The 4,363-nt window shown below is 73.0% G+C and carries 5 protein-coding genes; 1 reads left to right on the forward strand and 4 read right to left on the reverse strand.

Translation table 11 applies throughout. The features are described 5' to 3' along the window. The coding region (locus C1J01_RS46440) for a DUF6745 domain-containing protein (protein ID WP_369122772.1) at positions 1–534 on the forward strand (534 nt) is incomplete at its 5' end. A gap of 27 nt (positions 535–561) precedes the next feature. On the opposite strand, the gene C1J01_RS46445 is transcribed toward C1J01_RS46440, so the two are convergent. From C1J01_RS46445 to C1J01_RS46460, 4 genes are read right to left on the reverse strand one after another with little or no spacing between them, the layout of a single operon-like run. After that, positions 562–1,389 (reverse strand): STM4011 family radical SAM protein, encoded by an 828-nt coding sequence (locus C1J01_RS46445; protein ID WP_111185380.1) that lies wholly within the window; start codon positions 1,387–1,389, stop codon positions 562–564. Next, positions 1,383–2,651: an STM4012 family radical SAM protein gene (locus tag C1J01_RS46450; RefSeq protein WP_111185381.1), complete on the reverse strand. Its 1,269-nt coding sequence runs from the start codon at positions 2,649–2,651 to the stop codon at positions 1,383–1,385. The genes C1J01_RS46445 and C1J01_RS46450 overlap by 7 nt, the downstream gene beginning before the upstream one ends. Next, positions 2,638–3,429 carry an STM4013/SEN3800 family hydrolase gene (locus C1J01_RS46455; RefSeq protein WP_111185382.1) on the reverse strand — a complete coding sequence of 264 codons (792 nt, stop codon included), beginning with the start codon at positions 3,427–3,429 and terminating at the stop codon, positions 2,638–2,640. The genes C1J01_RS46450 and C1J01_RS46455 overlap by 14 nt, the downstream gene beginning before the upstream one ends. Beyond that, complete coding sequence (locus C1J01_RS46460; protein WP_111185383.1) at positions 3,422–4,336, reverse strand: STM4014 family protein; 915 nt, start codon at positions 4,334–4,336, stop codon at positions 3,422–3,424. The genes C1J01_RS46455 and C1J01_RS46460 overlap by 8 nt, the downstream gene beginning before the upstream one ends. Between the last annotated feature and the right edge of the window lie 27 nt (positions 4,337–4,363).

Consider the following 4,363-nt stretch of genomic DNA (forward strand, 5'->3'; position numbering starts at 1 on the left):
GCGGGGCTCCGGCGGGTGGCGGAGAGCGCCGGGTGGTGGTGGCCGTACGAGCGGCTGGCGATCGTCACGCGCCGGCCCGTCGAGCTGCACCTCGATGACATGGGGAGGCTGCATCGCGGCGACGGCCCGGCGCTGGCGTACGCCGACGGGTTCGCCCTGCACGCCTGGCACGGCATGCCCGTCCCCGCCGGGTTCGGGGCCACACTGGGCGACCTCACCCCCGAACGCATCCGCAACGAGCCGAACGCCGAGCTGCGCCGCGTCATGCTGGAGCACTTCGGCTTCGACCGCTACCTGGCCGAGTCCGGAGCGCGGCCGGTTCACTCCGACGAGACCGGGGTGTTGTGGCGGATCGAGCTGCCCGGCGACGAGCCGCTGGTCATGGTGGAGGTGGTCAACTCCACACCCGAGCCCGACGGCACCCGCCGCACCTACTTCCTGCGCGTCCCGCCGTGGGTCCAGCGGGCCCGTCAGGGCGTCGCCTGGACGTTCGGGACGACCGAGGAGGACTACCACCCCCGACGCGAAACCTGACCCGCCGCCTCCCCGCACCCCCCTGGATCAGGGAGTGCGGGGGATGCGTTCGAGGATGCCGCCGGTGAAGACGTCGTACAGGCCGAGCGGCTCCAGGTGGACGTAGCCGATGTGGCAGTCGCAGGCCGTGGCCGGGCACGGGCGGGGACGCAGGGCCGCGCGGTACGACCCGTCGTACAGGTTGCCCAGGACCTCCGGGACGAAGTGGCAGCGGCGGACCGTGCCGTCGCCGTACACGGAGATCACGCTGTCGCCGGTGCGGCAGGGCAGCCCGGCGCTGCGGTGCGGGAAGCGGCTGTAGGAGAAGAGCGGGTCGATCGCCGCCCACTCGGCCGCCTCGGCGTCGGTGTAGAGGCGGCCCTCCTCGGCGTTCACCCACACGTACGTCTCCGGCGGCAGATCGGCCCTGAGCCGGCGCGCGTGCGGCAGGTGCGCCGGGTCGCCGACGATGCCGACGCTGTGGCGTACCGGAAGGGAGCGCACCTTCGCCACGAACCGCTCGTACGGCACCTGCGTCGGGTGGTACGTCACCCACAGCGCCGCCCGTTCCGACGCCTGCGACAACCACTCGGTACGGCAGCTCAGGTTCGTCTGGATCGCGACCTTCGCGACGTGCGGCAGCCACGACAGCTCCACCAGCGCGCGCCGGTACCACGACCTGACCAGGCCCTCGCCCCACGGCGTGAACAGGATCGAGATCGGCGACTCCTGCGCCGCCACCCAGCCGGCGAACCGCTCCAGCGCGGCCCGGTCGGCGCGCAACTGCTCCGGCGTGTCGCGGCGCTTGGCGAACGGGCAGTAGGCGCAGTCGTAGTCGCAACTCGCGAGCGGCCCGCGGTAGAGGATGGTCAGCATGCCGTGTACGTCTCCATGAGCCGGCGCACCTCGGGCGAGAAGAGCGCCGGCCCGATCGCGTCGGAGTGGGCGAGCCCTTCCGGCGTGAGCGACACGGTCTCGTCGGAGATCGTCAGCCACGCGCGGAACTCGCTCAGGGGGAAGTCGTCGAGCACGTCCGTGCCGAACCGGTCGGCGTAGAGCCGCCGCGACATGCCCTCCGCCCGCAACAACGACTGCAGCAGGTGCCGTCGCCTGCGCTCGCCGGGGGAGAGGACGAAGCCGACGTTCGCCACGTCGAAGTCGTCGCGCGCCACGTAGTCGTCGATGATCGAGCGGACGTGGCGGGCGCCGACGGCGTATTCGAAGGAGTAGTGCAGCCCGCTCGTGTACGACCGCGCCCCGCAGCCGAGGCCCACCATGCCGTCGGTCTGGCAGCAGTAGTCGCCGCCGGACGCGCCGGAGCCCGGCAGGCGGAACATGCGCATCGAGACCTGCTCGTACCCGGCGGCCAGCAGATGGTCGCGGCCCAGCCGGTAGAGCTCCAGCCGCTGGTCGTCCCACGCCCGGCCCTGCTTGCCGAGCCCGGTCAGCGGCCGGACGTACAGCGGGTACAGGTAGAGCTCCTCGGGACGCCAGCCGAGCGCCGTGTCGAGCGAGTACAGCCACGAGCTCGGGGTCTGGCCGTCGATGCCGTAGATCAGGTCGATGTTGAGCACCGGCACGCCGGACTCCCTGATCGTGTCGAGCGCCGCGTCCACCTCGGCGCGTTTCTGCGGGCGCACGGCCGCGCGGGCCTCGGCGTCCACGAAGCTCTGCACGCCGATCGAGACCCGCGACGTGCCGCGCCCGGCCAGCACGGACAGGCGGTCGGGGGTGGCGGTGGCGGGGGACGTCTCCACCGACAGCGGGACGCGCGCCAGGTCGACGCCCATCGCCTGCTCGGTCAGGTCGAACAGCCGCTCCAGCTCGCCGGCGCTGAGGTAGGTCGGCGTGCCGCCGCCGAAGGCCGCCGTGGTGAACGCGGTCTCCTCCAGCGCGTCGCGCACCTGCCGCGCCTGGCGTTCGAGGGTGTCGAGGTAGGCCCCGACCAGCTCCTCCGGCGCGCCCGTGCGGGTGAACAGGTTGCAGAAGCCGCAGCGCATCTCGCAGAACGGGATGTGCACGTAGAGCGCCCCGGGGCGTTCGCCGGCCCAGACCTCCTTCAGATGCGGGCGCGGGTCGAGCGGCCGGTAGGCGGTCTTGTGCGGATAGGCGTAGACGTAACCCTCATAGGGCCGCATGTCGCTCCAGGAGAAACTCGGTGTAGGGGACCGTCCAGACGACCTCGTGGCCGATCCGGTGGCCGACGTGGCCGTCCTCGCCGTACGCGGTGCCGTGGTCGGAACAGACGATCACCAGGCACGGACGGCGGCGGCACATCAGCGCGTAGAGCCGGCCGATGTGCCGGTCGACGTAGCGCAGGGCGGCGGCGTGGCTCTCCAGCGAGTCGCCGGCGGCCCCGGGCAGGTAGAAGTGGTTGGGCTGGTGCAGCGCCGAGACGTTGACGAACAGGAACACCGGCTCCTCGCGGTCGCGCAGCACCTCGGCGGCGCGGTCGATCTGGTGCTCCAGCGAGGCGGGGCTCGTCACGCCGAACTCGGGCTCCCAGTGGCTCTCGGCGAACAGGCCGGGCAGCGCCGTGCCGAGCGGCGTCAGCTTGTTGAAGAAGCCCACGCCGCCGATGCAGACCGTGTGGTAGCCGGCCTGGGCGAGCCCCGCGGGCAGGTCGGGCGCGTCGAACACCCAGGTGTGCTCCGCCGTGGTCTCGCTGCCGGGGAACGTGGCCGCGAACAGCCGCGGGTGGGGCCCCGGGGTGACCGGCGTGGGCAGGAAACCGGCGAACATGGCGGCGTGGGCGGCGTAGGTGAAACTGCCGGGGGTGTGGCGGCGCTCCCAGCGCGCACCCGGCGGCAGCAGGCCGGTCAGCTCGCCGGCCTCGGCCAGCGCGGCGGCCACGTCGTAGCGCAGGGTGTCGAGCGTGACGAGGAGGATGTCGTGGCTGCCGACGATCTCACGCATGTTCACGGAGGACCGCCTCGACCTGCTCGTCATACGTAGTCCTGCTATTTCCGGAAAAATCCCCCAAGCCGGGCAGGAGGTCGCCGAACGCGTTCACCTCGGCCACCGCCACCGACCGCCAGTCGGCGCCCACCATCACGTCGACCCCGGTCGCCAGGCTGCCCGGGAAGCAGGCGGCGGCCCGCGCGCACGCCTCGGTCAACCGCTCCCACAGCGCGGCCCGCGACCGCACCGCGCCGAGGTCGCCGCGCGCGCCGCCGAGGTGCAGGTTGGTCATCGGCGTACGGCTCGTGCGCACCACGGCGTGCGTCGGCGTGCCGGCCACGGTGACCACCCGCAGGTCGAACGCCCGCCCGCCGAGCGACGCCTTCGGGAACCAGCGCTCGACGTGCAGCCCGTCGGGCGCCAGGTGGTCGACCAGCCGCCGCAGCTCCGCCTCGTCGGTCACGGTGCGGACCCGCAGTGAGTTGCACAGCGTCGCGCCGATCCAGGCGGCCGACGTGACGGCGTGCACCCGCCCGCCCTGGGCCTGCAGCGCGATCACCCCGGACGCCGACGAGCCGTGGGCCGGCTTGACGAACACCCGGGCCCAGCCGCGCGCCGCCATGCCGTCGCGCAGATCGGCGTACGACACCGCCTCGAACGCCTCCGGCACCGGAACCCCGGCCGCCGCGAGCACCGCATGGCAGCGGCGCTTGTCGAACATGGTCAAGATCTCCCCGACGTCCCCCAGCATCCGCACGCCGGCGAGCGCCGCCACCCGCTCCAGGCCGGCGGCGAACGCCTTGTACCAGGCCGCGCTCCCGCCGACCCGCGCCGGATCGCCGGGCCCCCGCAGCAGCGCGTCGACCTCGGCGTCCTCACCCGGCGAATCCACCCGCACCAGCGCCCCCGCGGGCGCGCCCACCTCCCGCCCTGTCTCCTATACACATCT

Source organism: Nonomuraea aridisoli (assembly GCF_003236395.1).
GTDB lineage: Bacteria > Actinomycetota > Actinomycetes > Streptosporangiales > Streptosporangiaceae > Nonomuraea > Nonomuraea aridisoli.